The following is a 22,201-nucleotide window of genomic DNA, read 5'->3' as shown; positions in this document are numbered from 1 at the left end:
AAACAGACCAAGACGCAGGAGGCATGGCACGCCACGCTCGGACGGCAGGTCCCCGTCGAGATCGTGGCCGGCCTCACCGACGCGCTGACCCGCCCTCGCTCCGCCCACGCCCCCAACGTGTGGGCGCCGCTGGAAGCGCAGGGCTGGGAGACCGAGCGAGGACAGCACTTCACCGCCCGCAGCCCCGACGGCGATGCCGTCGTCCGCTTCCACCAGGACACTCCGAGACAGGCGCACTGGTGGGCCGGCGCCCGCAACGAGCACGGCACGGTCTGGCAGGCGACGTTCACGCCGACCACACCCATGCACCTGGTGGAGGCGTTCAGCACCGCGCTCGCCGACCCGCAGCCGGCAATGCGGCCCCTCGGTCACGTCCCGCCCTCACAGAGAATCCGCACGACCTCGGTGTCCGTGCTTCCCTCGCAGCTCAGTGCATGGCAGCAGGCTCGGATCACCGCGGCCCGCGCCGCCACCTGGGCCAGCAACACCTTCGCCACCAACAAGGCGCGCCCCCAAGGCCCCGGCGCCCGCCCGTACGCCAAGTCGGGGCGGATGCGGTGAGCCACGAACGCTTCAACTCCCGCGTCAACGGGCCCACCCTGCACCGCGTCAACGCGGTCCGCTGGCTGGACGAGGTGTCGCCGCGCCACCTGGCCGGCGGGGGCGACCCCCGGCACGTGACCGAGCAACTGCTCGCGTCCGGCTGGGGCAACCACTCGGTCCCGGGCTATCCGCATGTCCTGCTGGAAAGCCCCGACCACCAGTGGCATCTCACCCTCGAACCCGCACAGGACGAGTTCATGCCGTCCTGGCGCGTCCACCCGGCCCAGGACCGCTACGCATGGTCGGCCCAGTTCGGCATCCACACCCCGGTGGAAATCATCGCGGGCTTCACCGACGCTTTGCACAGCACAGGGCCCCAGCCGGAGGAAGCCGAGCTGTGGCGTCTGGCGGCCAGCCGCGGGTGGACCATGCAGCTGGCCGGACGACAGCGCACCGCACTGTCCCCCGACGAGACCGCCTACCTGTCCCGCGAATCCTCGCTCGCCGAAACACCCATCCACCGCTGGGCAGTTCAGGTCTCTGTGCCCCTCTCTGAGAAGCAGCACCGGTGGATCTGGAACGCCTCCATCGACGAAGCCGCGCCGCCCGCGGCGCTCACCGGGTTCATCGACGCGCTCACCGACCCCGCCCCGCTGCTGCGCTGGGAGGGGCAGGAACCGCAGCACGCCTTCGGCTTCCTCCACTCCCGCCGCAGCTCCGTCACACCCGAACAGCACCGCCTGCAGCATCTACGGCGTCTCGAAGCCGCTCGCCCCGCCCGCACGGACGCACCCGACCCAGCATCGCCGCCTCCCGGACCGGCCCGCCACAAGCGGCGCCGCTGACCCGGGACAGGCCCGAACGACCTCAACCTCTCGCTCGCCCAAGGACATTGATGCCCAACCCCTCCGCGCCCAGCGCCGGCGACGTCGCGCAGGCGACCGCCACCCTGGCCCAGGTCCAGAACTACCTGCACACCAATCCGTCCGTAGCCGACGTGCTGCCGCTGCTCGCCGAACTCCTCGACGAGGACACCGGCGTCCCCATCCTGCTCGGCGACATCCTGCGCAACGCCGCACGCCTCATCGCCCAGGAGGCGGAGGAGGAGAGCGACAATATGCACCTGATCGTCGCCGGGCTCCGGGAAGCCGCCCAAGACGCCACCGACTGGCACGTCCTGCACTGGGACGTACAGCGTCTGCACGCTCGCGCTGGTGAGCCCGCCGGCCCGTCGGCGTCGTGACACGTCCCTATATCGCCAGCGCAGCCGACGATCCCTGGTCGCGGATCTGGTGGGACACCACGCCCCGCCACCTCGCCGGCCCCGGCGACCCGCGCCATGTCACCCAGGCGCTGCGAGCCGGCGGGTGGAAAGACTTCGGCGACCCCGACTTTCCCCACGTGGTTCTGGCCAGCCCCGACTACCAGCACACGCTCGTCCTGGAGCCCACCCCGGACACGTACGGCTCTTGGTGGCGGATCGCATCGACTGCGTGGGCAGGATGGCATGCGTCGTTCGGCGGCAACACGCCAGCCGAGATCATCGCCGGATTCACCGACGGGCTCCTGCAGCCGGAGCCCGCAACCGAACCGGACATCTGGCCCACGCTGCAATCAGCGGGCTGGTCCTACGAGCGCGACGAGCGGGGCAATGAGCGCGCGCACCATCCGGACGGCCTCACCACCATGGAGCGGTCAGCGACGCTGACCAGCGACTACTTCAGCTGGAAGGCCGAAGTCGCGCTGCCCACCGGGCTCGGCGGCCACCACCGGCTGTGGCACGGATACTTCGACGACCGCACCCCACGCCACCTGCTCGTCGGCTTCGCCACCGCCCTCGTCGACCCCGCGCCCGTCTCGCGTGGCCACTACGACGTCCCGCACTCGCACCTGGTCACGCAGGTGGAACGCGGCGCCCAGGGCGAACAGCTGGCCGCTGCCCGCGAAGCACGGCTGAAGGCCATCAGGTCCAGCGCCCGCAAGGCTCGCCGCAGTGCCGCGCCGACCACCCGGCCTGCCGCGGCGCCCGACGCCGAGGCAGCCAGATCTCCGGCCCGGAGCCGCTGACCGTGTGGAGCGGTCCCTGCCGCTCCACACCCCGCCCCTCACACCTATCTGCCCCAAGAGGCTCCTTGACCATTTCACTCGAACCCGCGAGCCCGGCGCACCTGCTCTATCTGCGCCAGCTCGCCTATTACCTGCGGCACAGCCGGCAGATCCTCGCTGCCTGGGACCACTACTCCGAGCGGCACTCCGACCCCCAGACGTTCCAGCCCTACGACGAGGACGCGTACGGCCTGCGGCAGCAGAAACGCGACGCCGACACCCTGTCCGCGTTCGGCCGCGTCTACCACCACGCCGACGAACTCGTGCACGTCGCCGAACGACAGCTCGATCATCTGTCGCCCACCGACCGGACCCAGCGCTACGCCTGGCAGGTCCGAGAACTGCGGGATGCCACGCAGGGCCTCTACGCGGTCCACAACGACTGGCACGCGGCAGAGGCCGCGCTCCCCGAGAGCGCACAGCCCGGTACGAAGGCGTACGACGAACCGCTCGCCGAGAGCTACGCAGAAGCCTGGTCCTACCTCGACCAGTGGGCCGTCCACGGTCAGGCACTCTTCGCCGTCCACGCGCTGGCGCAGCGGCACTCCCGCACACCCGTGCCGACTCTGGCCGCGACGGCGCCCGTGCACCGGGCCGCCGCCACGCCGTCCAGGGTCCGGCGGTGACGGGAGCCGGCGACACCGTCGAGCAGGCGTTCATCGCCCCGCGCTACCTCGCGGGGATCGGCGATCCCGGCTGGGTCACCGAGCCGCTGCACCGGGTCTCCGGCTGGAGTTACGGGCATGACCCGCTGATACCGCGCGTCCTGCTCACCAGCCCGGACCAGCTCACTCAACTGCGACTGGCTCCCGGCGATCCGGATGATCCGGACTGGTGGAGCATCCGGCAGGCGCGTACCGCGGATCACCCCGCCTGGGCAGTCACCTTCCAGAGCCGCACCCCCGTCGAGATCATCGCCGCCTTCACCGACGCACTGACCGACCCGTCCGGGCGGTCCACCGGTTCGTCCGACCCCCTTGCCCTGCTGCAGGACGCGGGATGGGAAACGCCCCGGCACTTCGGCGGGCTCGCCGCCCCCGACGGCATCACGCGCGTGGAGCGACTTGGAACTCCCGGCAGCGACCTGTGGCACGTCGAGACGGCAGTCGTCCGGGACCCGACCATCTGGCGGGCCATGTTCACCGGGACCACGCCACTGCACCTCATCACCGCTGTGGCCCGCGCGCTCGCCGACCCCGCGCCTGCCATGCGTGACCCTCGCCGCATCCCGGGCTGGGCCCGCGACCGCATGAGCGTGGACACCCGTCACGTCCTCGCGAGCGACGTCGCCTTCGCCCTGGAGCGACGGGTCACCGCCCTCGTCGAGCGGCACCGTCGCGCGACCGGCGTCGCTCCCGCGCCGCCCGGACCGGCACGAGGCCACGCGCGCTGACCTGCCCGCCGCGACCGGCCCCTCTTCCTTCCCCGTACCTGGAACAGCCCTTGCCCCAGCCCAACTCCACGTCCACCGACGGCTACGACATAGCCTTCAAGGTTCTCCTCGGCGCCATCGCCGTCGGCGTGCCCCTGTCCAACCTCGCCTGGCTCGGCGGGAATCTCGCCGCCTGGGCCACCTCCTCGCGTGCCGCCCCCTACCAGCCCGGTCAGGCCCTCTTGCACCCCGACCAGCTCTGGCCGGACCTGAGCGACACGTCCCTGCTGATCGGCACACGCATCCTGCCCGTCGCCGTACTCGTTGCGCTCGGCATCACCGCCGCAATGCTCTACCAGCGACACCGCGGCGGCAACGGACGCAAGAAGCGCGTCACCGGCATGGCCAAACAGCGCGACATCGAGCCGCTGATGGCCAAGGCCATCACCGACAAGGCACGCTCCCTACGCCCGAGCCTCAAAGACGCCAAGCACATCGCCGCCGCCGACACCGGCATCCTCCTCGGCAATCTCCAGGGCACGAAGCACGAGGTGCGCATGGGGTACGAGGACGTCGCCGTCGCCATCATGGCGCCCCGGTCCGGCAAGACCACCTCGCTGGCGATCCCCTCCATCCTCAACGCGCCCGGCCCGGTCCTGCTCACCTCCAACAAGGCCGCAGGCGACGCCTACACCGCAACCCTCGACGCGCGGGCAGCCGTCGGCCGGACCTGGTCGATGGACCCTCAGCAGATCGCCCACGCCGAACGCGCCATGTGGTGGAACCCCCTGGCCGACGCCAAAACCCTCGACGGAGCCGGCCGGTTGGCCGGGCACTTCCTCGCTGCGAGCGTGGACGCCTCCCAGCAGGGCGACTTCTGGTCCAAGGCCGGCAGCAATATCCTGAGCCAGCTCTTTCTGGCCGCCGCGCTCGACGAGCGGCCCATCACCGACGTCATGGCCTGGCTCGCCTTCCCCGCAGACCGCACCCCGCTCGACATCCTGCGCGACCACGGCTTCGCCGCGGTCGCCGCCCAGCTCAAGGGCACCGTGGAAGGCCCGCCCGAAACAAGGGACGGCATCTACGAGACCGCCCGCCAATACGCCGCCGCACTGCTGAACACGCAGATCGCCGCCTGGGTGACCCCGCAGAAGGACGTGCCGGAGTTCACCCCGAGGACGTTCGTCACCTCGACGGACACGCTCTACCTGCTATCGAAGGACGGCGGCGGCGGAGCGTCCGCCCTGATCGCCGCGTGCGCGGACAGCGTGATGCGATCCGCGACCGCGCAGGCCGAGCGGGCCGGCGGACGCCTGGATCCGCCGATGCTCGCGATCCTCGACGAGGCAGCCAACGTCTGCAAAATCAGCGACCTTCCGGACCTGTACAGCCACCTCGGCAGCCGCGGCATCATCCCGATCACCATCCTCCAGTCCTACCGACAGGGCCAGAAAGTCTGGGGAGACGCGGGCATGGACGCCATGTGGTCCGCCTCCACCATCAAGGTCATCGGCTCCGGAATCGACGACCCCGATTTCGCGGACAAGCTGTCCCGCCTGATCGGCGACCACGACGTCGAAACGACCTCCACCTCGCACTCCGAGTCCGGCAAGTCCACCTCGGTGTCCATGCGGCAAGAACGCATCCTGGCCGCCGACGCCATCCGCGCCCTGCCCAAGGGCACCGCCCTCGCGTTCGCCACCGGCATGCGCGCGGCCATGCTCGACCTGCGCCCCTGGTACCTCGAGCCCGGCGCCGCCGAACTCTCCGCCGCCTCCAACCGCGCCTCCAAGGGCATCACCGCCCGCGCCATCGCCAAGGCCGCCCCGCAGCAGAGCGACTTCGGCCCTGCCGCCTAGGCACTCCCGAGGCCGACCGCCGTACCCCACCCACCGGGAGGCAAGACCCATCCACCCCTGCCCACATCCGCGGTGTCGCTCATGACCGAGCCGCCCGCCGAATCCCTGCTCTTCGACATGCCGCCACCGCCCACGCCCGTCGAACGGCTCCTCCACCTGGCCGACCAGTACACCCAGCACAACGACGCACTCGACCTTCTCCTGTACGCCACGGCCCCTCCCGCACCAGAAGCCCACACTGACTCCGCGCAGCGTCTGGCCGCCGACACCCAGTGCGCCATCAAGGCAATCCACGGCGAACGGCTGTATGAGAGTGACGAGTTGGCCGAGACGGTTTCGCGGCTGAGGCAGCTCGCCTTTCTTGCCGACGCCTCGGTGGACCTCAACGTCGCAACCGCCCGCGAGCTGACCGCGCTGGCCCCGGAAGCCGCTGTCGGCTGCGCCGTGACGCTGGCCGGCCAGACCCGTCGGCGCCGCGGGGCCACCGCGCCGTCCCCCGACGACCGGCTGAACGCCACGCACCGCACGGCCCTGGCCGAGATCGCCTGCGGGCACGTCGTGGCCAGCAGCTCTCTGGGCCGCGAATTCACCCGCTCCCGCGAGCCCAAGGTACTGATGAGCACCCTGCGCGCCCTGGAGACCAAGGGCCTGGCAGAGAGAACCGCCCGCTCGGCGCCCGGCGCCTACTTCGGCGGCCCGCCCCTGGACCGCGTACGCCTGACCGCGGCCGGAATCACCGCCCTCGCCTCGGTCATCGACGCGCCTCCCGGCGGCCCGCGCACCGCGCCCGGAACCACGCCCCGGCCCCTGCCCGCCGCGCAGGCCACCACCCATAGCCGCTGAAACAGCACAGGAGCCCTCCCATCCCCACGCCCCCACTCGACCTGCACGAACAAGTCCGCCAGCTCCGGCAGCTGGCGCGCGACTTCGAGGCCCTCAAGGCGCGCGTACGCGACATCTCCTACACGCCCGGCACGGACGCGCTGCGCCACATCAGCCCCCTGCTCCTCCAAGCACAGGACCTCACGGCAACCGCCCTGGTGCGGCTGACCGCGCTCGACAACAGCATGTACACGAACATCGCCGGCAGCCGGGCCAGCCTGGAACTGCTGGCCTCGGTCGTGTCCGCGTCATCGCTCGCCGGCACCGACCTGGCCCACTTCGTGCTCGCCAACCCCTACGAAGGCGCGCCGTTCGCCGGCTACCCGGCCGACGACGAGGCAGTACGCACCGTCCGTCACGCCGAGGCCATCCCGAAGTTGAACGGCCACCTCGACGATGCCGTCCACCAGCTCGACCTGTGCGCGATCGGTTGCCACTACCTCGCTCACGGCATCACCGAAGACCTGACCAGCGCGCAGGAACACAAGCCGGCGGCCGAACAGCAGACGGCAGGTCCCGGGCTGACTGCGGCCCAGTACGACGCCCTCACCGCCCTGAACGGCGGGGGCCGTCTGTACGAGAGCACCACCCGCGGACTGGGCGTGACCCGGGTCGCCACCGACGACGGCACGCGTGTCTCCATCGCCACCTTCCGGGCCCTGGCCAAACGCGGCCTCGTCACCCGCGACACCAGCACGTCGCTCGTGATCGGCCAGAAGGTCACCGTGACCGGGCAGGGGCAGCAGGCCCTGGCCCGGCCGCGCCCCCATGCCGCACTGCGTACCGCAGGTGCCGTCCCGCCCAAGGCCGCGGTCACGCAGGGAGCCCACCGGTGACCGCGTACGCGCCCGACGACCGGGTCATGGTCTCCCCGCGCTATATGGCCGGCGCCGGTGACCGGCTCGCCGACGCGATCGGCCCGCTGATCCACCTCTTCGGCTGGCCCACACAGCATGACGCCGCCACCGGACACGTCAAGATCGACAGCCCCGACGGCAGCATGTTCCTCGACTTTGAACCCATGCACCCCGCCGGGCAGTGGTGGACGATCACGCACCACGAGCCGTACTGGGAAGTGCAGTTCAGCAGGCAGACCCCGCTGGAGGCCGTCGCCGCCGCGACCCAGGCCCTGCCCCAGCTGCTCGGTGACACCCGCAGCGCCGAGCGCATCCCGATCACGGAGATGCCCCTGGACCAGATCGCGACGCTCAACGGATGGTCCGTCGAGGACGGTGCCCTAACCTCACCCGACTGGTGCTGCCAGCTCCTGCACACGCCCGATGAGGACATCACCTGGCGGGCCTGGCACGCCTTCTTCGAGAAACAACCGCTGGCCACCTTCACCCGCGAGGTGCCCGAAGGACTCATGCAGAACTTCTTCGCCCACCTGGCCACTGACGCAGCGGTGGAGCGGGCCTTCGCCGACGTGCCACTCAGCACACGGTACGAGCACAGCAACCTGATCACCCCGGTCCGCGGAGCCGCGATCAACCCGCACGTCGACCACGCCCTCGCTCAGCTCACCCGCCCGGTGAAGCGTCGCTGCCCTTAATCCCCGCTCCTGGAGATACCTCTGATCGACAAGACCCTCTCCCTCGAACCGGCCGAACAACTCCTCGCACTCGCAGCCGACTTCACGCACTTCAGCGACTCCCACATGCGCCACCGGCTCCTCAGCAACGGCCCCGTAGCCGCACTGACCCCGCAGACAGAAGCAGCCGAGAAGCTGGCCGACGACGCGCTCAGCGTCGTCAATTCGCTCAACGCCCAGTCGATGTACCACAGCCCCGACATCCGCACGGCCTACGCCCGGGTTCGCCAACTGACCCACCTCGCGAGCGACGCAGCCGAACACCTCGGCGCCGCCGAAGACATTCTGCTCAGTGCGCAGGCGGGGCTCCCCGTGGAGCTGGGCGACGGCTTCATCGCAGTCGTCAGCGAGAAGGAGGCCCGCCAGGAGGCAGGGCGCCGTATGGCCCTCGTCTTCGAACTCACCGCCCTTGGCGCCACCGACGCAGTGGCGAGCGCCGAACTGTACGTCGCGGACCGCGCAAAGCGCGGCTACCTGCCCAACCACCAGGCAGCCGTGCTCTCGCCCACGCAGCGCGACACCCTGCTGGCCGTCGCGCGCGGGTACGTGACCATCTCCGACGGCCGGGCCAACCAGCGCAGTCACCGGGTGAGCATCAGCACGATCCGCTCCCTGGAGACCCGCGGACTGGTCGCACGCCAGGAGTGCGCCCGCTGGCTCGTCGACGAACGAGTGCACCTGACCCCGGCCGGCTGCCTCGACCTCGCCGCCTCCTTCGCCCAGCCGCGCGCCGCGGCCCTTGCCACCACACGGTCGGCCGTCCCTCGACCCACGGCGTCCGCCTCCACCGGGCGCACGCGCTGAACCCGCTCATCCCTCGCCTCCAGGAGACCTCACGCCCTCCGACCACCCGACCATGCACGACTTCGCCCGCGTTCTGGCCGACCAGATCCCCGGTGCACCGCCCCGCGATGTGACCGTCCACTTCACCGTCCGGCGCCAGGCCGCCGCCGACTACGGCCACCGCTCCCGCGGCGGCCCCGTCACCATCTACGCCCAAGCCCTCCACGCCCAGCTCTACGGCCTGCCCACGGACGACGACGACCCGCCGGTGGCCCTGGACGAGCTGCTCCAGGCAGCGCACACCGCCGGCGACCCCGAACAGCAGGCCGCGATTTTGGGGCAGCTCGCCGACCAGCTCCGCAACGCCGCCGAGATCCTCGAATGGGCACGTAACCACGCCCACTGGCGTCAACTCCCCACCCCTGCATGGGAATGGCTGCGCGACGCCACCGACCGTACGCGCGGTCTCGCCGACGGCCTCGATGCCGTCCGGCCCGCCTTCGCCGACGATCCGTCCGCCACCCGCGCGTCACCGCCCCGACTGGCCCCGCCCCGCGCCGAACCGAGCACCGTCGCCGCACCGGCCACCTCACCAGCCGGCCGTCGCCGCTGACCGGACCCCCCACTTCAAAGGACACCCCCTGGCCACCACCAACCCCCTCGACACCCGCCTCTCTCAATCCCCATGTGCGCTGGGGGTATTCATCCCAGCCGGCGTCCATGAGCCGGACATCCAGCGTCGCCAGCTCGACCACCTTGCCCAGGCCGGAGCCGACCTGTTCGAGATCGGGCTGCCCACTGCCACCCCGGCCCTCGATGGCCGTCTCATCCAGTCCGCCTACCAGCGCGCCCTGGTCAAGGGGAACGTCCTGGACCGCACCGTTCGCGCCGTCGCACACGCCGCGTCGCTGCGCCCGACGGTCGTCATGACGTACTGGGAGCCCGTTCGCCGCCACGGTCCTGAACAACTGGCTCGCCTGCTCGCCGACGCGGGCGCGGCGGGGGCCATGGTCGTCGACCTGCCCCGCGGCGAAGCACTCCGCTGGCACCGCGCCGCACACGACGCCGGCCTGCGCACCCCGCATCTCATCCCGCGTGCCACTGCGGACGCCGACCTGCCCGCAGCGGTCGAGGGCGCGTCCGGCTGGCTCTACGCACCCGCGAGCAGCGGCCTCACCGGCTTTCAGGGGCCCCTCGACCTGGCGGCCCTCGAAGCCTTCACCGAGCGACTGCGTGCGGCAAGTGCGCTGCCCGTGGTCTCGGGAGTGGGCATCTCCAGCCCCGGCCTCGCGGCCCGCGTGGCGCCCCTGGTCGACGCCGTCGTCATCGGCACACCCATCGTCCGGGCCCTGCTCTCGGATCCGGCCCCCGCTGCCGCCGTGACCGCCGCCTTCGCCCAAGCCCTCCAGACCCCCATCGACACGGCCCACGATGCCTGACTCCGCCAGCCGCCACGAGGCTCTCGATCAGATCGCGGCCGACGCACACGCACTGCGGCAGCGCCTGCGCCGCACCCCCACCGACGGCGCCCGAGTGCTGACGGCCCGGATTGTCGAGGCACAGGCACTCGCCGCCACCGCGCTCCACCTCTTCCTCGATCTGGAACGGGAACCGGCGCACAGCCAGGCGCACCTGCTCCACCTCGACCAGCTGGCGCGCACCGCCAAGACCGCCCAGGACGCTAGCGCGGAACTCACCACCGCGCTGTCGCGCGCCGTCGAGAACGAGTGCCGCCGCCGCGACGCCACGACGTCGCCGCCCGTGTTCCTGCGCCCCACACCGCAGCAGTTCATCACCTCCGCCGCCGACCTGCTCGACGGGCTCCCGCCGCCCCGAGAACGCCCCCGGCCGTCCGCCGCGCCCGTGCCGCCAGCGCGCTGAAGCGGCCCCCAGACCTCACACCCTTCAGGACCGACCATCACCGAACAGCCTCAGTTCCGCGCCCTGTCCCTGGGTGCCGGAGTCCAGTCCAGCACTCTGCTCGCTCTCTCCGCCGAGGGCGTCCTCTTGCCCAAGGTCGATTTCGCGATCTTCGCCGACACCGGATGGGAACCCCGCTCGGTGTACGCGCACCTCGACCGTCTAGAGCGCGAGATCGCCGCCCCGGCCGGCATCCCCGTCCTGCGCGTGTCCACTGGCAACATCCGCGCCGACGCGCTCGACCCCGATCACCGGTTCGCCTCCATGCCGCTCTACATCCTCAACCAGGACGGCAAGGCCGGGATGACCCGCCGGCAGTGCACGGGCGAGTACAAGATAAAGCCGATAAAGCGACAAATCCGTGAACTCCTCGGCTACCCCTATCCCGCGCGCATCCCGCGGGAGGTGTTCGTCGAGCAGTGGGTCGGCATCTCCACCGACGAGTTCCACCGCGCCAAGGACGCGGACGTGAAGTACATGCGCAACCGGCACCCGCTCATCGACATGGGCTGGTCGCGCACCGACTGCGTCCGCTACCTGACCTCTCTGGGCCTCGCCGACACCCCCAAGAGCAGCTGCCTGGGATGCCCGTTCCACGGCAACGCGCAGTGGCGCCACATCCGCGACACCTCACCCGAAGAATGGGCGGACGTCGTCGAGTTCGACGGCGCCATCCGCCAGGGCAACGCCCGCGCGAACGCGAGCGGCAACCGCCTGCTCGGCCAAGCCTTCCTGCACCGCTCGCGGATCCCCCTGAGCGAGGCCCCCATCGATCACGTCACCGCCGCCGAATGGGCAGCCCTGCAGCAGGAACTGGGCAGCGACGAAGCCGCCACCGCACTGGAGGAAGGCGTCACCGACGGATGCTCGCCGTGGGCCTGCCGCGGCGACACGGACGCCCTGTCCCGCGACGACTTCGGGCTGGCCACGTGATCGTGCTCGACCTGTTCGCCGGACCGGGCGGCTGGAGTCACGCACTGACCGTCCTCGGCGCACGCGACGTCGGCCTGGAATGGGACGCGTGGGCGTGCAAGACCCGCGCCGCAGCGGGCCAGTTGACCATCCGCACGGACGTCGCGATGTATCCGGTGTGGCCCTTCCTCGGGAGAACGACCGGGCTCATCGCCAGCCCGCCCTGCCAGGCGTGGTCGATGGCCGGCAAGCGCCTCGGCCTCCTCGACCAGCCCCTCGTCCACCAGGCCGTCGCCGACCTCGCTACCGGCCGCGACACCCGCTCCAAGCTCCTGGCCGCCTGCCAGGACGAGCGCTCCCTGCTGGCCGCCGAACCCATGCGCTACCTCCACGCCCTGAACCAGTACGGCCAGCCCGAGTGGATCGCCATGGAGGAGGTCCCCGACGTGCTGCCGCTGTGGCGCCAGTACGCCGCGATCTTGCGTAGCTGGGGCTTCTCGGTGTGGACCGGCATCCTGAACGCGGCCGATTACGGGGTGCCGCAGACCAGGCGGCGGGCGATCCTGCTCGCCTCACGCACCCGCACCGCCGAGCCCCCAACGCCCACCCACGCCAAGGTCGCCGAACCGGAGTCGCTGTTCGGGCCGGGCCGCGCGCAGTGGGTGTCCATGGCCGAAGCCCTCGGCTGGGGCGCCACCGACCGCCCCGTGCCCACGGTGTGCGCCGGCGGCGGGCCAGGCGGCGGGCCCGAGCCGTTCCCGTCCGGGGCGCGCAAGACCCTCAGCGACGCGCGCGACCGCGGAACCTGGAAGCCCCAGAACAGCGTGGTCCTGCAGTCCCGCCGGGAAGGAGCGGGATGGGCTGCGCGCCACGGGGCCAGGGAAGACCGGCCCGCCCATGCGCCCGCGCCGACGTTCACCGGGGAGGCACACCGGTGGTCGTGGTCGTTGCGCAGCAACAACCAGGCCAACGCGACCGTCCGCCCCATCGAGGAACCGGCCGGCACCCTCTTCTTCGGCCACCGCGCGAACGAGTGCGTCTGGGTCGCCGCGCCCGTGCCGAGCGACACCGAGGACCAGCAGCCGGTGCCGGAGTCCATTCGGATCACGGCTGAAGAGGCCGGAGTGCTGCAGACCTTCCCCGCCGACTACCCCTGGACTGGCAACAAAGGCCAGGTCTTCGGCCAGATCGGCAACGCGGTCCCGCCCCAACTCGCCGCCCATCTCCTGGCCCCGCACCTGGGCAAGACCCTGCATCCCGACGACTTCACCCTGGCCGCCTGATGGCGCAGTACCGGTCCGACCCGTACGAGGACGACGTGCACGCGCCGCGCCCCGTGCACTATGCCGAGCAGTCCCTGCTCGGCGCGCTTCTCCTCGAACCCCACAGGCTCCACGACATCGACGCCCTGGACTCCGACCACTTCAGCAACCATGCTCACGGCGCCCTGTGGCAGGCGATGCGCGACATTCCGCCGCCCCAGCCGGACGTGCACCGCTCCAGCCCCGCCTGGCTGAACGCCGTGCTCGGTGCGGCCCGTGCGCACGCTCCCGGGCTCACCGCGTCGTACCTCCACGCCCTCATCCAGGTCTGTCCCTGGCCCAAGCACGCGTCGGCGTACGGGCGGATGGTCCAGGCCGACCACGCCCGCCGCACCGTGCTCACGCACGCCGAGCGCCTCGTCCAGACCGCCACGGACACCACCCTGCCCAACCCGTCGGCCATCACCCTGGCCCAGGCCGACACGCTCGGCCAGTTCCTCGACACGCTCGCCGGGCAGTTCGCCTCACACCCCGGCTCCCTGCCCCGCACCGTCGTACCCGCTACGCGGGCGGAGCATCGCGGCGAGGAAGCCATCGAGGAGGAACGGCTCCTCCTGGCCACGGCCACCGCGCACCCGGCGGACCTGAGAGCCATGCGCTGGCTGCAGCCTGACGACTTCACCCTGCCGCTGCACGCCACACTCTGGCAGTGCCTGAACGCCCTGGTGCACAACGGGGAGCCCGTAGACGCCCTCACCGTGCTCTGGGAGGCCCAGCACCGCGGCCTCCTCGCCGACGGCGTCGACCCTCGCGACCTGATCGACCTGGTCTCCACGCCCGTCGGCTCGCCCGAATATTGGGGCGAGCGAGTCCTCCAGCGCGCCCTACTGGGCCGCGCAGCCGAGGTCGGCACGCGCATCGCCGCCTTCGCCCAGGACCCGGCCAACACCCCGCACCAGCTGATCACCGGCAGCCGCCGCGCCCTGGCCGACCTCACCACCCTGCGCACCCGCTGGACACGCAGCAACAGCCCTCCACCAGCCCCTCGCGCGCCCCGCGGGCCAGCCGTCTCGCGAGCAGGCCCACCGCCGCGCACCACAGCTCCCACCGCCCGAGCACTCCGCTGACCCCACCCGCTCCGACAGGCCCCGCGCCGGCCGGAGCCGCGAAACGAGACCAGATTGCCGAACTCCGCAGCAGACTTGCACCTCCGCCTCGACTTGCTCAACGGCCGCCCCAGCGCCGTCACCGCCACCATCACCGGCACCCCCACCCACACCGTGCGGGCCCTTCTCGCCCTCCACGGATTCGTGCCCCTGAACGACACGACGATGGTCATGGCCCGCATCGACCGCGAGGAGCCCTACTACGCCGACCAGGCCGCAAACGCCCTGCGCGCCGAGGGCGTCGCCGTAGACATCACGCGCCAGCTCCGCGAAGAGATCGACACGGAATGGACCTGGGCCAACTACCCCATGCACTGGTGCACCCGCGACGAGATCCGCGAGGTGTCCAACGACGCCCAGAAGATCTACGACGACATACGCTCCGGCCGCCTGGTCATCCACGCGCACGCCGACGACGGCTGGACCATCGTCGCGGTCGGCACCTACCGCGACGGTCCGAGCATTCACCTTCACGGCGAGAACCACCTGCGCGTCGAATCCCTCCAATTCGAGGGCCCTGCCGTGGCTATCGCCGAGTTCGAACGCCTCTACGGTGACGCCGTACGCCCCGGCCCCGCTCCAGCCACGGACACCGAACTCGAAGCCGAGCAAGCACGCCGCCCATCGGCTCAGGAAGGCACGGCCGGCGTTCATCCGCCCACGGGCACGGCCGGCACCCCCGAGATCGAAGCGGACGGCACTGACGACCACGAGACGCTCCTGAACGACTTCCTCGCATCGCACGGAACGTGGGAGAAGTGGCGCACCTGGTCCGACGACACCACGCACGCCGTCCACGAATCCCTGGTCCTGCGCGCCGAGTTCGTTCACGAAGCCGACACCGGCGATACGCAGTGGAGCATCGCGGCGTACGAGAGCCCGGTCGGCGAACGCCGATGGCACGCCACCGCGAGCACCGCAGTCCCCGTGCAGATCATGCGGGTACTCCTCGAAAGCCTCGCCTCCGCGGACGCGACAGAGATCGCCGCAGGCAACCAGGTCTCGGAAACTGCCATCGGAGAGGCGACCCGCCCACTCGCCGACGCCGGCTGGAAGCACACCATCGACGGCCGCTCAATCCGCTGGCAGGCCCCTGGCGACCGCCCCGTCAGCGTCGAGTTCGACGCCTTCGCCGCTCACACCCCTCACTGCGCTCTGCCCGCCTGGACCCTCCGGGGCGGCGGCGCCAGCGCTCCCCAGTGGGCGCTCCACTTCTCGCCCCACACCGCAACATCCGTTTTGCAGGACATCGCCTTCGAGTTGACCGCTGGGCTCGCCTCCAAGCCGGCGGCTTCCCAACCCCGAGGGCTGAACACGGTTAGCCGTGCGGAAATCCGCGCGCAGCCTGTACCGCCCGTCCATTCGCCAAGGTCCCGGTGAGATCCGGGCAAGACGGTGGCAGCGGACACCGGCTCTGCGCCGACATGCTGAAATGCACGAGGAACAGGAGCCGCTGCAGGACTGGGCCCGGCGGCGAGAGGAAGGCCGAGATGCCTCGAAGGGCAAACGGCGCGCGATACCGCTCGCCGAGGGGCCGCACGGCGGCCAACGAGCCCGACGCACCACGCGTGATCCAGAAGTGGAACGGCATCGAGTGGGAGTCGATCGGCCTGATCCGCGATCTCGCCGCTGCGAAGGCTGAGCTGTATCCGCCGCAGCCGTCAGAGCGGAAACCCACCGAATGGGATCGCTCCGCGCTCGGGAAATGCCGCGGCCGACACAGAAGGCCGACCCCGGCAGAGGAACGCGAGCAGTAGCGGGTCATAGGGGGCGTGCGGAAACGGCGGCAATATAGCTGCGGATCCCCGGTTACCGAAACCGGGGATCCGCCGAATACTTATAGCTCCACCGCCACTACCTGACCGCACGTCGAAGGGCCGCATCACGACAGACCAAAAATTCGACCGGCCAGCGCACATGGCCCTGCGGGCCATTGCTCTTTCACGCCGCGGCGTAGCTGAGCCGGAAGAGATCCTGGGCGCGCTCCAGGTCCCGCTCGGTACGCAGCTGTACCTCCAGGTCGCCAGTGCCGTGATGCCCGAGTCCTGTCACGTCTCGCGTGAATCCAGGCACCAGATCGACGCTTTTCGGGTCCGCCTTCAAGTAGACGAGCAGCTTCGTCTGCTGCGGCGGTATGACGCAGGCGAAGTTTCGCAGCCGCTGGTAGGCGGCGTACTGCTTCCGCTGAACCCGCGTGATGCCGTCTCCCAGGCCACGGAGCGTCTCGTCGGCAGCCACAGCCAGTTCCGCCATGGCGTCCTTGCGCTCGTGGAGCGCACGGGGCGCGTTCGACTGCGCGTGTCGCCGGGTGCGCCGGTTTACAGCATCCGACCGGCCTGTGACCGAGACCACTGTCTCCAGGCTGATGTGGTCAGTGCCGAAGTACCGGTAGCGGACCAAGTCGATACTGCGTCGGTGCTCGTGTACAGCGTGCGCGTCGTAGCGGGTGAAGTCGCCGGCCACGCAGATCAGCCTCGGCGCGCTCCACAGGATCTGGGACGCGGCCGTGACCCCGAGCCGGTCGCGGACCAGGCCGTCGAAGGCGCTCCGGTGCCTGGTCAGCCACGCAATGTAGTACAGACCCTGGTTGATCACACCGGCATCAGTGCCTCGCTTGTATTCGACGATCACCGGCGCGCCGTTCTCGTCGATGCCGAGCGAGTCGATCCGCCCGCCGTCGACACAGCCGATGACGTACTCGCTCGCGAGGAATCGCACGCCGAGCATCGTCTCCATGTGCGCCTCGATGAGGCCCTGCACATCCGCCTCGATACCCGCCAGACGCGGCATGACCTCCGTCATGCCGTTTTTCGTGTTGAACAGCTTCAGGCCCGACACCGTCCCCTCCCGATCTCTACAGTGAGGAGGCCCAACGTTCGGTGTTGCCGGATTATTTCCCCGCGTCGCCTGAGTCGTCCTGCGGGACACACGAGATGCGACACATCGGACATGTGTCGCGTATATGGCGATTTCCAACCCGCGGGACATGCGCGGGACCAGGCCGCTAACGAAGCGTCAGATAACGCTCTGACCTGCGAAAACGCGTGGGACCGTTCCGGCCTCCGGAGCCGGGTGCGCAGGTTCGAATCCTGCCGGGGGCACCTTGTACGAGGTGCCTTAAAGACCCCGCCATCAGCGTATCGCTGAGTGCGGGGTCTTTTTTTGTGCGGTTGCGTAGCGCGGTCAGGCGTAGAAGCGGGAGACGCTCTGGAGGACTGCCGCCGGCTTCGGGGCGCCCTCCATTTCTATGGTGCCGTCGATCGTGATCTGGGCTCCCCCGCCCGCTACTTCCTCCACCGATGCCACCCGCGCCGCCAGGCGGATGCGGGAGCCCGCCTTGACCGGGGAGGGGAAGCGGACCTTGTTGAGGCCGTAGTTGACCTTTGTGGTGACGCCCTGGACGTCCAGGAGGTCGGTGAAGAGGGGGATGAAGAGGGAGAGCGTCAGGTAGCCGTGGGCGATCGGGGCGCCGAAGGGGCCGGCGGCGGCGCGTTCGGGGTCGACGTGGATCCACTGGTGGTCGCCCGTCGCGTCGGCGAACGTGTTGATGCGGTCCTGGGTGATCTCGAGCCAGTCGCTGGTGCCGAGGTCGGTCCCGGTGATCTTCGTGAGTTCGGCCAGGCCGTTCACCGTGAGGGTCTTCATTGCTGTGAGGTGTCCTGTTCGTCGGTGCCGTACGTCGTGCGCAGGCGGGACTTGATGAGCTTTCCGGAGGCCGTGCGCGGGAGTTCGCCGGCCAGGATCAGGGATTTGGGGATCTTGTACTTCGCCAACTGGCCGGAGAGGGAGGCCAGGAGGGACTCGGGCGGCGGGGTGGCGCCCGTGCGCGGGACGACGACGGCCCGGGGGACCTCGCCCCATTTCTCGTCCGGGACGCCGATCACCGCGCACTCCGCCACATCGGGGTGGGCCAGGAGCGCTGCCTCGATCTCCGCGGGGTAGATGTTCTCGCCGCCGGAGATGATCACGTCCTTGAAGCGGTCGACGATGGTGACGTAGCCGTCGGCGTCGACCCGTGCCGCGTCCCCGGTGCGGAACCAGCCGTCGGAGAAGGCGGCTTCGGTCTCCGCCGGCAGGCCCCAGTAGCCCGGCATCACGTGCGGGCCGCGGACCACCACCTCGCCCGTTTCCTCCGTGCCCACCGGGGTGAGGTCCTGGCCCACGACCTGTACGTCGCTGAAGAAGTGCGGCACGCCCGCCGAGCCCGCCTTCGTCACCGCGTGTTCGGCGTCGAGGAAGAGGGTTCCGGGGGCCGCCTCCGTCATGCCGTAGCCCTGGAGGAAGGTGAGGCCGCGTTCCTGGTACGCCGCGATCAGCGGGGGCGGCACCGGGGCTCCTCCGCAGGTCAGGATGCGAAGGGAGGAGAGGTCGGCGGTCGGCCAGGCGGGCTGCCGGGTCAGTAGGTCGAACATGGTCGGAACGCCGAACATGAACGTCACCCCGTGCTGCCGCACAAGCTCGAATGTCGCCGCCGGGTCGAAGGAACCCACCAGGACGCACGTGCCGCCCTTCAGCAGCACCGGCAGCGTCAGCATGTTCAGGCCCGCCGTGTGGAACAGCGGCGCCGAGACGAGGGCGACCTCGTCCGCGATCAGGTCGTGGTCGACCAGGACGTTGACCGCGTTCCAGGTCAGGTTGGCGTGGGTGAGCATGGCGCCCTTGGGGCGGCCCGTCGTGCCCGAGGTGTACATGATGAGGCAGAGGTCGTCGCCGCCGACCGCCTCGTCGATCGTGTCCGAGGGGGCGGCGGCGAGCAGTTCCTCGTACCCGCTGCCGTCGGCCTCGATCGTCACAGGGACCGACAGGGCCTTCGCCCGGTCCCCGCCGCCGGCGTGCAGGAGGGTCTTCGCTCCCGAGTCCCCTATTTGGTAAGCGAGTTCGACGGTCGACAGGCGCGTGTTGAGCGGGACGAAGACCGCTCCCAGAGTGCCCGCCGCGAACAGCGTCTCCAGATACGAGGGGTGGTTCGGGCCGAGGTACGCGACGCGGTCACCGCGGCGGACGCCCTGCGCCCGTAGGACATGCGCGAGGCGGGTCGTACGGTCGTGCAGGTCGGCGTACGAGTACCCCGTGCCGTTGTGGATCAGGGCGGTGCGGTGCGGAGTCTTGCGGGCCCGGCGTGCGGGCCATGATCCCAGTCCCTCGTTGCGCATACCGGTCCCCTTCAGGGCTTGGTGAGTCCGGGTCAGGGCTTGGTGAGTCCGAGCAGACGAGCCGCGTTCTCCTTGAGGATCTTGGGGCGGACCGCTTCCTTGATGTCCAGCTTCGCGAAGTCCGCGAGCCAGCGGTCCGGGGTCAGGACGGGGTAGTCCGAGCCGAAGAGGACCTTGTCCTTGAGGAGCGTGTTCGCGTACTGGATCAGCTGGGGCGGGAAGTACTTCGGGGACCAGCCCGAGAGGTCGATGTGCACGCCCGGTTTGTGCGTGGCGACCGCCAGCGCCTCGTCCTGCCAGGGGAACGAGGGGTGCGCAAGGATGATCTTCAGGTGCGGGAAGTCGGCCGCGACGTCGTCCACGTACAGGGGGTTCGAATACTTCAGGCGGATGCCGCCGCCGCCCGGCACGCCCGCGCCGATGCCCGTCTGGCCGGTGTGGAAGAGGGCGATCGTGCCCGTCTCCTCGATCAGCTCGTACAACTCGTATGCGACCGCGCGGTCGTTGGGGAAGAAGGCCTGGATGGAGGGGTGAAACTTGAAGCCCTTCACCCCGTACTCCTCCACGAGGCGGCGGGCCTGCTTCACCCCGGCCTTCCCGCGGAACGGGTCGATCGAGGCGAAGGGGATGAGGGTGTCCGGGTGGGCGGCGGCCGCCTCGGCGACCTCCTCGTTCGGAACCGGCTCCGTGCCCGTCGCCGACTCGGCGTCGACCGTGAAGATCACGGCGGCCATGTTCCGCTCGCGGTAGTACGCGGCGGTCTCCTCCAAGGTCGGCTTCCGGTTTCCCTCGGTCTTGAAGTACGCGGACGAGGCCTCGTGGAGGTCGTCGGAGAGGGAGCCGTGGCCGCGCGAAGAGACCTCGGCGTGGGTGTGTACGTCGATGGCGGTGAGGTCGTCGATGTTCATCACGCCTCCGGGAGCTTCGGTGCCGGGATGCCGACCGTCTCCGGCTCGGCGCCGACCGACGTCGGCCACGCCTCGGCGATCGCGTCCGGGGTCCAGCCGCCGTCCGCGTAGGCCGACTTGATCTCCTGCGGGTGCGACCAGAGGGTGAGCCGGTCGCCGCCGATACCGATCGCCTGGCCCGTCACGGAGCGGGCCGCTTCGGAGGCGAGGAAGGGAACGAGGGCCGCGCAGTCCTCCGGTGTGCCGAAGCCCTCGCCCTTGCGCAGGAAGGACGGGAGCGGTTCGCCGCCGCGCATCGCCTCGATGTACGGGGCGAAGGCCGGGATCGTCTCCGTCATGGCCGTCGCGGCGACCGGCACGATCGCGTTGACCGTGATGTTCGCCCGCGCCAGCTCCATCGACCAGGTGCGGGCCATGGCGACGATGCCGGCCTTCGCGGCGGCGTAGTTCGTCTGGCCGAAATTGCCCCGTTGCCCCGCGGGCGAGCCGACGAGGACGAGCGTGCCTCCCTCGCCCTGCTCGCGCATCCGGACGGCGGCGGCGCGGGCGCAGGTGAAGGTGCCCTTCAGGTGGGTGGTGAGCACCGCGTCGAAGTCGTCGTCGGTCATCTTCCACAGGACCTTGTCGCGCAGGATGCCGGCGTTGGTGACCAGGACGTCGAGGCGGCCGAACTCGCTCGCCGCCCGCGCCACCAGGCGGTCCGCGGCCTCGGCCGTGCCGACCGGGACCACCTCGGCGACGGCCGTGCCGCCCGCCTCCCGGATCGACTTCACGGCCGCTTCGGCGACGGCCTCGTCCACATCGTTGACGACGACCGAGGCGCCGTGGGCGGCGAGGGCATGGGCGTAGGAGAGCCCCAGGCCGCGGCCGCCGCCGGTGACGACGGCCACCTTTCGGGTGAGATCGATGGACACGTGTGAATCCCTTCCTGCCGAGGATGCGTGGAGCAAGAAAGAAGCTAAGAGCAATGATTGGTGACGTCAATAGTTGTCGCCGACCCGCAGGTGCGAGAGACTGTCGCGGAAGACCGCAGGCCCACCCCCAGGGAGACCCCATGACCCCCGCCCCGATCGACGCGCACGAGCCATGGATGCGCGGGCTGCACGCCGACACGGGCTATCTGCTGTACCGGCTCGGCCTGCGCTCCGGGCAGCTGTTCAACACCTCGCTCCAGGAGTCGGGGCTGCGCCTGCGCCACTACGCGGTGCTGCGCTTCCTGGCCACGGTCGAAGGCGCCCTGCAAAGGGAGTTGAGCGTGCAGCTCGGCTACGACCCGAGCGCGATCGTGGGCCTGGTCGACGACCTGGAGAAGGCCTCGTTCGTCGAGCGGCGCCCCTCCCCCGGCGACCGGCGCAGCCGGATCGTGGTGCTCACGGACGACGGGCGGGACTTCCTGCGCGGAAGCGACGAGGCGGGGCTGCGCGTGACGAGCGAGCTGCTCGCGCCGCTGGACGCGGACGAGTGCGAGACGCTGCACGGGCTGTTGCGGCGGGTCGCGGAGGCCGGGCTCGGGTGACGCCCGTTTTCGGCCGTTGTCGACTTCTCGCTACGGCGACCGGCACGGAACCCGTTTGAGTGTCTGTCATTCCTGATCAGGACTGTGAGAGCCGCCACGCGTGCACGATCCAGGTTTACTCGTGCCCCACCGCATGACTACGGTTCGGTCGATGTCTCGCAGCCACTTGAACCTCACGAATCCAGGAAGATGCGTATCCGGTAGCCGGGGTTCCCTTCGGGAGGGATC

24 protein-coding genes, 1 tRNA gene and 1 pseudogene are annotated in these 22,201 nt (G+C 70.4%); 21 read left to right on the top strand and 5 right to left on the bottom strand.

Annotated elements, in window-relative coordinates; translation table 11 throughout:
- The 19 genes and pseudogenes from ABT004_RS16315 to ABT004_RS16225 form a co-directional block, all read left to right on the top strand.
- Positions 1 to 561: SPDY domain-containing protein (locus ABT004_RS16315; protein ID WP_351336712.1), on the top strand; the 561-nt coding region annotated here is incomplete at its 5' end.
- A complete protein-coding gene (locus tag ABT004_RS16310) occupies positions 558 to 1,388 on the top strand; it encodes an SPDY domain-containing protein (protein ID WP_351336709.1) in 831 nt (276 codons plus the stop codon). The genes ABT004_RS16315 and ABT004_RS16310, both read left to right, overlap by 4 nt.
- Positions 1,389 to 1,438: 50 nt before the next feature.
- Positions 1,439 to 1,786, top strand: a complete 348-nt coding sequence (locus tag ABT004_RS16305) for a hypothetical protein (RefSeq protein ID WP_351336706.1) — start codon at positions 1,439 to 1,441, stop codon at positions 1,784 to 1,786.
- Positions 1,783 to 2,610 carry an SPDY domain-containing protein gene (locus tag ABT004_RS16300; protein ID WP_351336703.1) on the top strand — a complete coding sequence of 276 codons (828 nt, stop codon included), beginning with the start codon at positions 1,783 to 1,785 and terminating at the stop codon, positions 2,608 to 2,610. The genes ABT004_RS16305 and ABT004_RS16300 overlap by 4 nt, the downstream gene beginning before the upstream one ends.
- A 65-nt stretch (positions 2,611 to 2,675) precedes the next feature.
- Complete coding sequence (locus tag ABT004_RS16295; protein ID WP_351336700.1) at positions 2,676 to 3,275, top strand: hypothetical protein; 600 nt, start codon at positions 2,676 to 2,678, stop codon at positions 3,273 to 3,275.
- The gene (locus ABT004_RS16290; protein ID WP_351336698.1) at positions 3,272 to 4,042 is read left to right on the top strand and encodes an SPDY domain-containing protein; all 771 of its coding nucleotides are present in this window, start codon (positions 3,272 to 3,274) and stop codon (positions 4,040 to 4,042) included. Before ABT004_RS16295 ends, ABT004_RS16290 begins: the two co-directional genes overlap by 4 nt.
- A 50-nt stretch (positions 4,043 to 4,092) precedes the next feature.
- Positions 4,093 to 5,880, top strand: a complete 1,788-nt coding sequence (locus ABT004_RS16285) for a type IV secretory system conjugative DNA transfer family protein (RefSeq protein WP_351336696.1) — start codon at positions 4,093 to 4,095, stop codon at positions 5,878 to 5,880.
- Between the two features lie 81 nt (positions 5,881 to 5,961).
- Positions 5,962 to 6,723, top strand: a complete 762-nt coding sequence (locus tag ABT004_RS16280; protein ID WP_351336693.1) for a hypothetical protein — start codon at positions 5,962 to 5,964, stop codon at positions 6,721 to 6,723.
- Positions 6,724 to 6,920: 197 nt separating this feature from the next.
- Complete coding sequence (locus tag ABT004_RS16275) at positions 6,921 to 7,598, top strand: hypothetical protein (protein ID WP_351336691.1); 678 nt, start codon at positions 6,921 to 6,923, stop codon at positions 7,596 to 7,598.
- Positions 7,595 to 8,314 carry an SPDY domain-containing protein gene (locus ABT004_RS16270; protein WP_351336688.1) on the top strand — a complete coding sequence of 240 codons (720 nt, stop codon included), beginning with the start codon at positions 7,595 to 7,597 and terminating at the stop codon, positions 8,312 to 8,314. Before ABT004_RS16275 ends, ABT004_RS16270 begins: the two co-directional genes overlap by 4 nt.
- Before the next feature lie 105 nt (positions 8,315 to 8,419).
- Positions 8,420 to 9,157: a hypothetical protein gene (locus tag ABT004_RS16265; RefSeq protein WP_351336685.1), complete on the top strand. Its 738-nt coding sequence runs from the start codon at positions 8,420 to 8,422 to the stop codon at positions 9,155 to 9,157.
- Positions 9,158 to 9,209: 52 nt separating this feature from the next.
- Positions 9,210 to 9,749, top strand: a complete 540-nt coding sequence (locus ABT004_RS16260; RefSeq protein ID WP_351336683.1) for a hypothetical protein — start codon at positions 9,210 to 9,212, stop codon at positions 9,747 to 9,749.
- A complete protein-coding gene (trpA, locus tag ABT004_RS16255; RefSeq protein WP_351336725.1) occupies positions 9,646 to 10,575 on the top strand; it encodes a tryptophan synthase subunit alpha in 930 nt (309 codons plus the stop codon). Before ABT004_RS16260 ends, trpA begins: the two co-directional genes overlap by 104 nt.
- Complete coding sequence (locus ABT004_RS16250; RefSeq protein ID WP_351336682.1) at positions 10,568 to 11,017, top strand: hypothetical protein; 450 nt, start codon at positions 10,568 to 10,570, stop codon at positions 11,015 to 11,017. Before trpA ends, ABT004_RS16250 begins: the two co-directional genes overlap by 8 nt.
- 96 nt (positions 11,018 to 11,113) lie before the next feature.
- A complete protein-coding gene (locus ABT004_RS16245; protein WP_351336722.1) occupies positions 11,114 to 11,989 on the top strand; it encodes an adenine nucleotide alpha hydrolase family protein in 876 nt (291 codons plus the stop codon).
- Positions 11,989 to 13,251, top strand: a complete 1,263-nt coding sequence (locus tag ABT004_RS16240) for a DNA cytosine methyltransferase (protein WP_502966957.1) — start codon at positions 11,989 to 11,991, stop codon at positions 13,249 to 13,251. The genes ABT004_RS16245 and ABT004_RS16240 overlap by 1 nt, the downstream gene beginning before the upstream one ends.
- A complete protein-coding gene (locus tag ABT004_RS16235) occupies positions 13,251 to 14,357 on the top strand; it encodes a DnaB-like helicase N-terminal domain-containing protein (RefSeq protein WP_351336676.1) in 1,107 nt (368 codons plus the stop codon). The genes ABT004_RS16240 and ABT004_RS16235 overlap by 1 nt, the downstream gene beginning before the upstream one ends.
- Before the next feature lie 75 nt (positions 14,358 to 14,432).
- A complete protein-coding gene (locus ABT004_RS16230; protein WP_351336673.1) occupies positions 14,433 to 15,776 on the top strand; it encodes an SPDY domain-containing protein in 1,344 nt (447 codons plus the stop codon).
- 52 nt (positions 15,777 to 15,828) lie between these two features.
- A pseudogene (locus ABT004_RS16225) lies at positions 15,829 to 16,153 on the top strand (DUF6087 family protein).
- A 184-nt stretch (positions 16,154 to 16,337) separates the two neighbouring features.
- On the opposite strand, the gene ABT004_RS16220 reads toward ABT004_RS16225, so the two are convergent.
- Positions 16,338 to 17,234: a DUF5655 domain-containing protein gene (locus ABT004_RS16220; protein WP_351336671.1), complete on the bottom strand. Its 897-nt coding sequence runs from the start codon at positions 17,232 to 17,234 to the stop codon at positions 16,338 to 16,340.
- Positions 17,235 to 17,435: 201 nt separating this feature from the next.
- On the opposite strand from ABT004_RS16220, the gene ABT004_RS16215 reads away from it, so the two are divergent.
- Positions 17,436 to 17,494 (top strand) — tRNA-Arg (locus tag ABT004_RS16215).
- 85 nt (positions 17,495 to 17,579) lie between these two features.
- On the opposite strand, the gene ABT004_RS16210 is transcribed toward ABT004_RS16215, so the two are convergent.
- From ABT004_RS16210 to ABT004_RS16195, 4 genes are read right to left on the bottom strand one after another with little or no spacing between them, the layout of a single operon-like run.
- Complete coding sequence (locus ABT004_RS16210) at positions 17,580 to 18,041, bottom strand: MaoC family dehydratase (protein WP_351336668.1); 462 nt, start codon at positions 18,039 to 18,041, stop codon at positions 17,580 to 17,582.
- Positions 18,038 to 19,549, bottom strand: coding sequence for an acyl-CoA synthetase (locus ABT004_RS16205; protein WP_351336665.1), 1,512 nt, complete (start codon positions 19,547 to 19,549; stop codon positions 18,038 to 18,040). The genes ABT004_RS16210 and ABT004_RS16205 overlap by 4 nt, the downstream gene beginning before the upstream one ends.
- Before the next feature lie 32 nt (positions 19,550 to 19,581).
- Entirely contained in the window at positions 19,582 to 20,457 is an 876-nt protein-coding gene (locus tag ABT004_RS16200; protein WP_351336662.1) for an amidohydrolase family protein, read from the bottom strand.
- Positions 20,457 to 21,371: an SDR family NAD(P)-dependent oxidoreductase gene (locus tag ABT004_RS16195; protein WP_351336659.1), complete on the bottom strand. Its 915-nt coding sequence runs from the start codon at positions 21,369 to 21,371 to the stop codon at positions 20,457 to 20,459. Before ABT004_RS16195 ends, ABT004_RS16200 begins: the two co-directional genes overlap by 1 nt.
- Before the next feature lie 140 nt (positions 21,372 to 21,511).
- On the opposite strand from ABT004_RS16195, the gene ABT004_RS16190 reads away from it, so the two are divergent.
- Complete coding sequence (locus ABT004_RS16190; RefSeq protein ID WP_351336657.1) at positions 21,512 to 21,973, top strand: MarR family winged helix-turn-helix transcriptional regulator; 462 nt, start codon at positions 21,512 to 21,514, stop codon at positions 21,971 to 21,973.
- Positions 21,974 to 22,201 lie beyond the last annotated feature (228 nt).

Source organism: Streptomyces sp. NPDC002790, from assembly GCF_040295505.1.
Lineage (GTDB): Bacteria > Actinomycetota > Actinomycetes > Streptomycetales > Streptomycetaceae > Streptomyces.
Note: the sequence above shows the minus strand (reverse complement) of the source record. Positions and strands in the feature narration are given on the sequence as shown.

Excerpts from the sequence above, each read along its gene's own strand:
- ABT004_RS16305 (WP_351336706.1), top strand. The coding sequence starts at position 1,439 with ATGCCCAACCCCTCCGCGCCCAGCGCCGGCGACGTCGCGCAGGCGACC.
- ABT004_RS16280 (WP_351336693.1), top strand. The coding sequence starts at position 5,962 with ATGACCGAGCCGCCCGCCGAATCCCTGCTCTTCGACATGCCGCCACCG.
- ABT004_RS16265 (WP_351336685.1), top strand. The coding sequence starts at position 8,420 with ATGCGCCACCGGCTCCTCAGCAACGGCCCCGTAGCCGCACTGACCCCG.
- ABT004_RS16260 (WP_351336683.1), top strand. The coding sequence starts at position 9,210 with ATGCACGACTTCGCCCGCGTTCTGGCCGACCAGATCCCCGGTGCACCG.
- ABT004_RS16250 (WP_351336682.1), top strand. The coding sequence starts at position 10,568 with ATGCCTGACTCCGCCAGCCGCCACGAGGCTCTCGATCAGATCGCGGCC.
- ABT004_RS16235 (WP_351336676.1), top strand. The coding sequence starts at position 13,251 with ATGGCGCAGTACCGGTCCGACCCGTACGAGGACGACGTGCACGCGCCG.
- ABT004_RS16210 (WP_351336668.1), bottom strand. The coding sequence starts at position 18,041 with ATGAAGACCCTCACGGTGAACGGCCTGGCCGAACTCACGAAGATCACC.
- ABT004_RS16205 (WP_351336665.1), bottom strand. The coding sequence starts at position 19,549 with ATGCGCAACGAGGGACTGGGATCATGGCCCGCACGCCGGGCCCGCAAG.
- ABT004_RS16200 (WP_351336662.1), bottom strand. The coding sequence starts at position 20,457 with ATGAACATCGACGACCTCACCGCCATCGACGTACACACCCACGCCGAG.
- ABT004_RS16190 (WP_351336657.1), top strand. The coding sequence starts at position 21,512 with ATGACCCCCGCCCCGATCGACGCGCACGAGCCATGGATGCGCGGGCTG.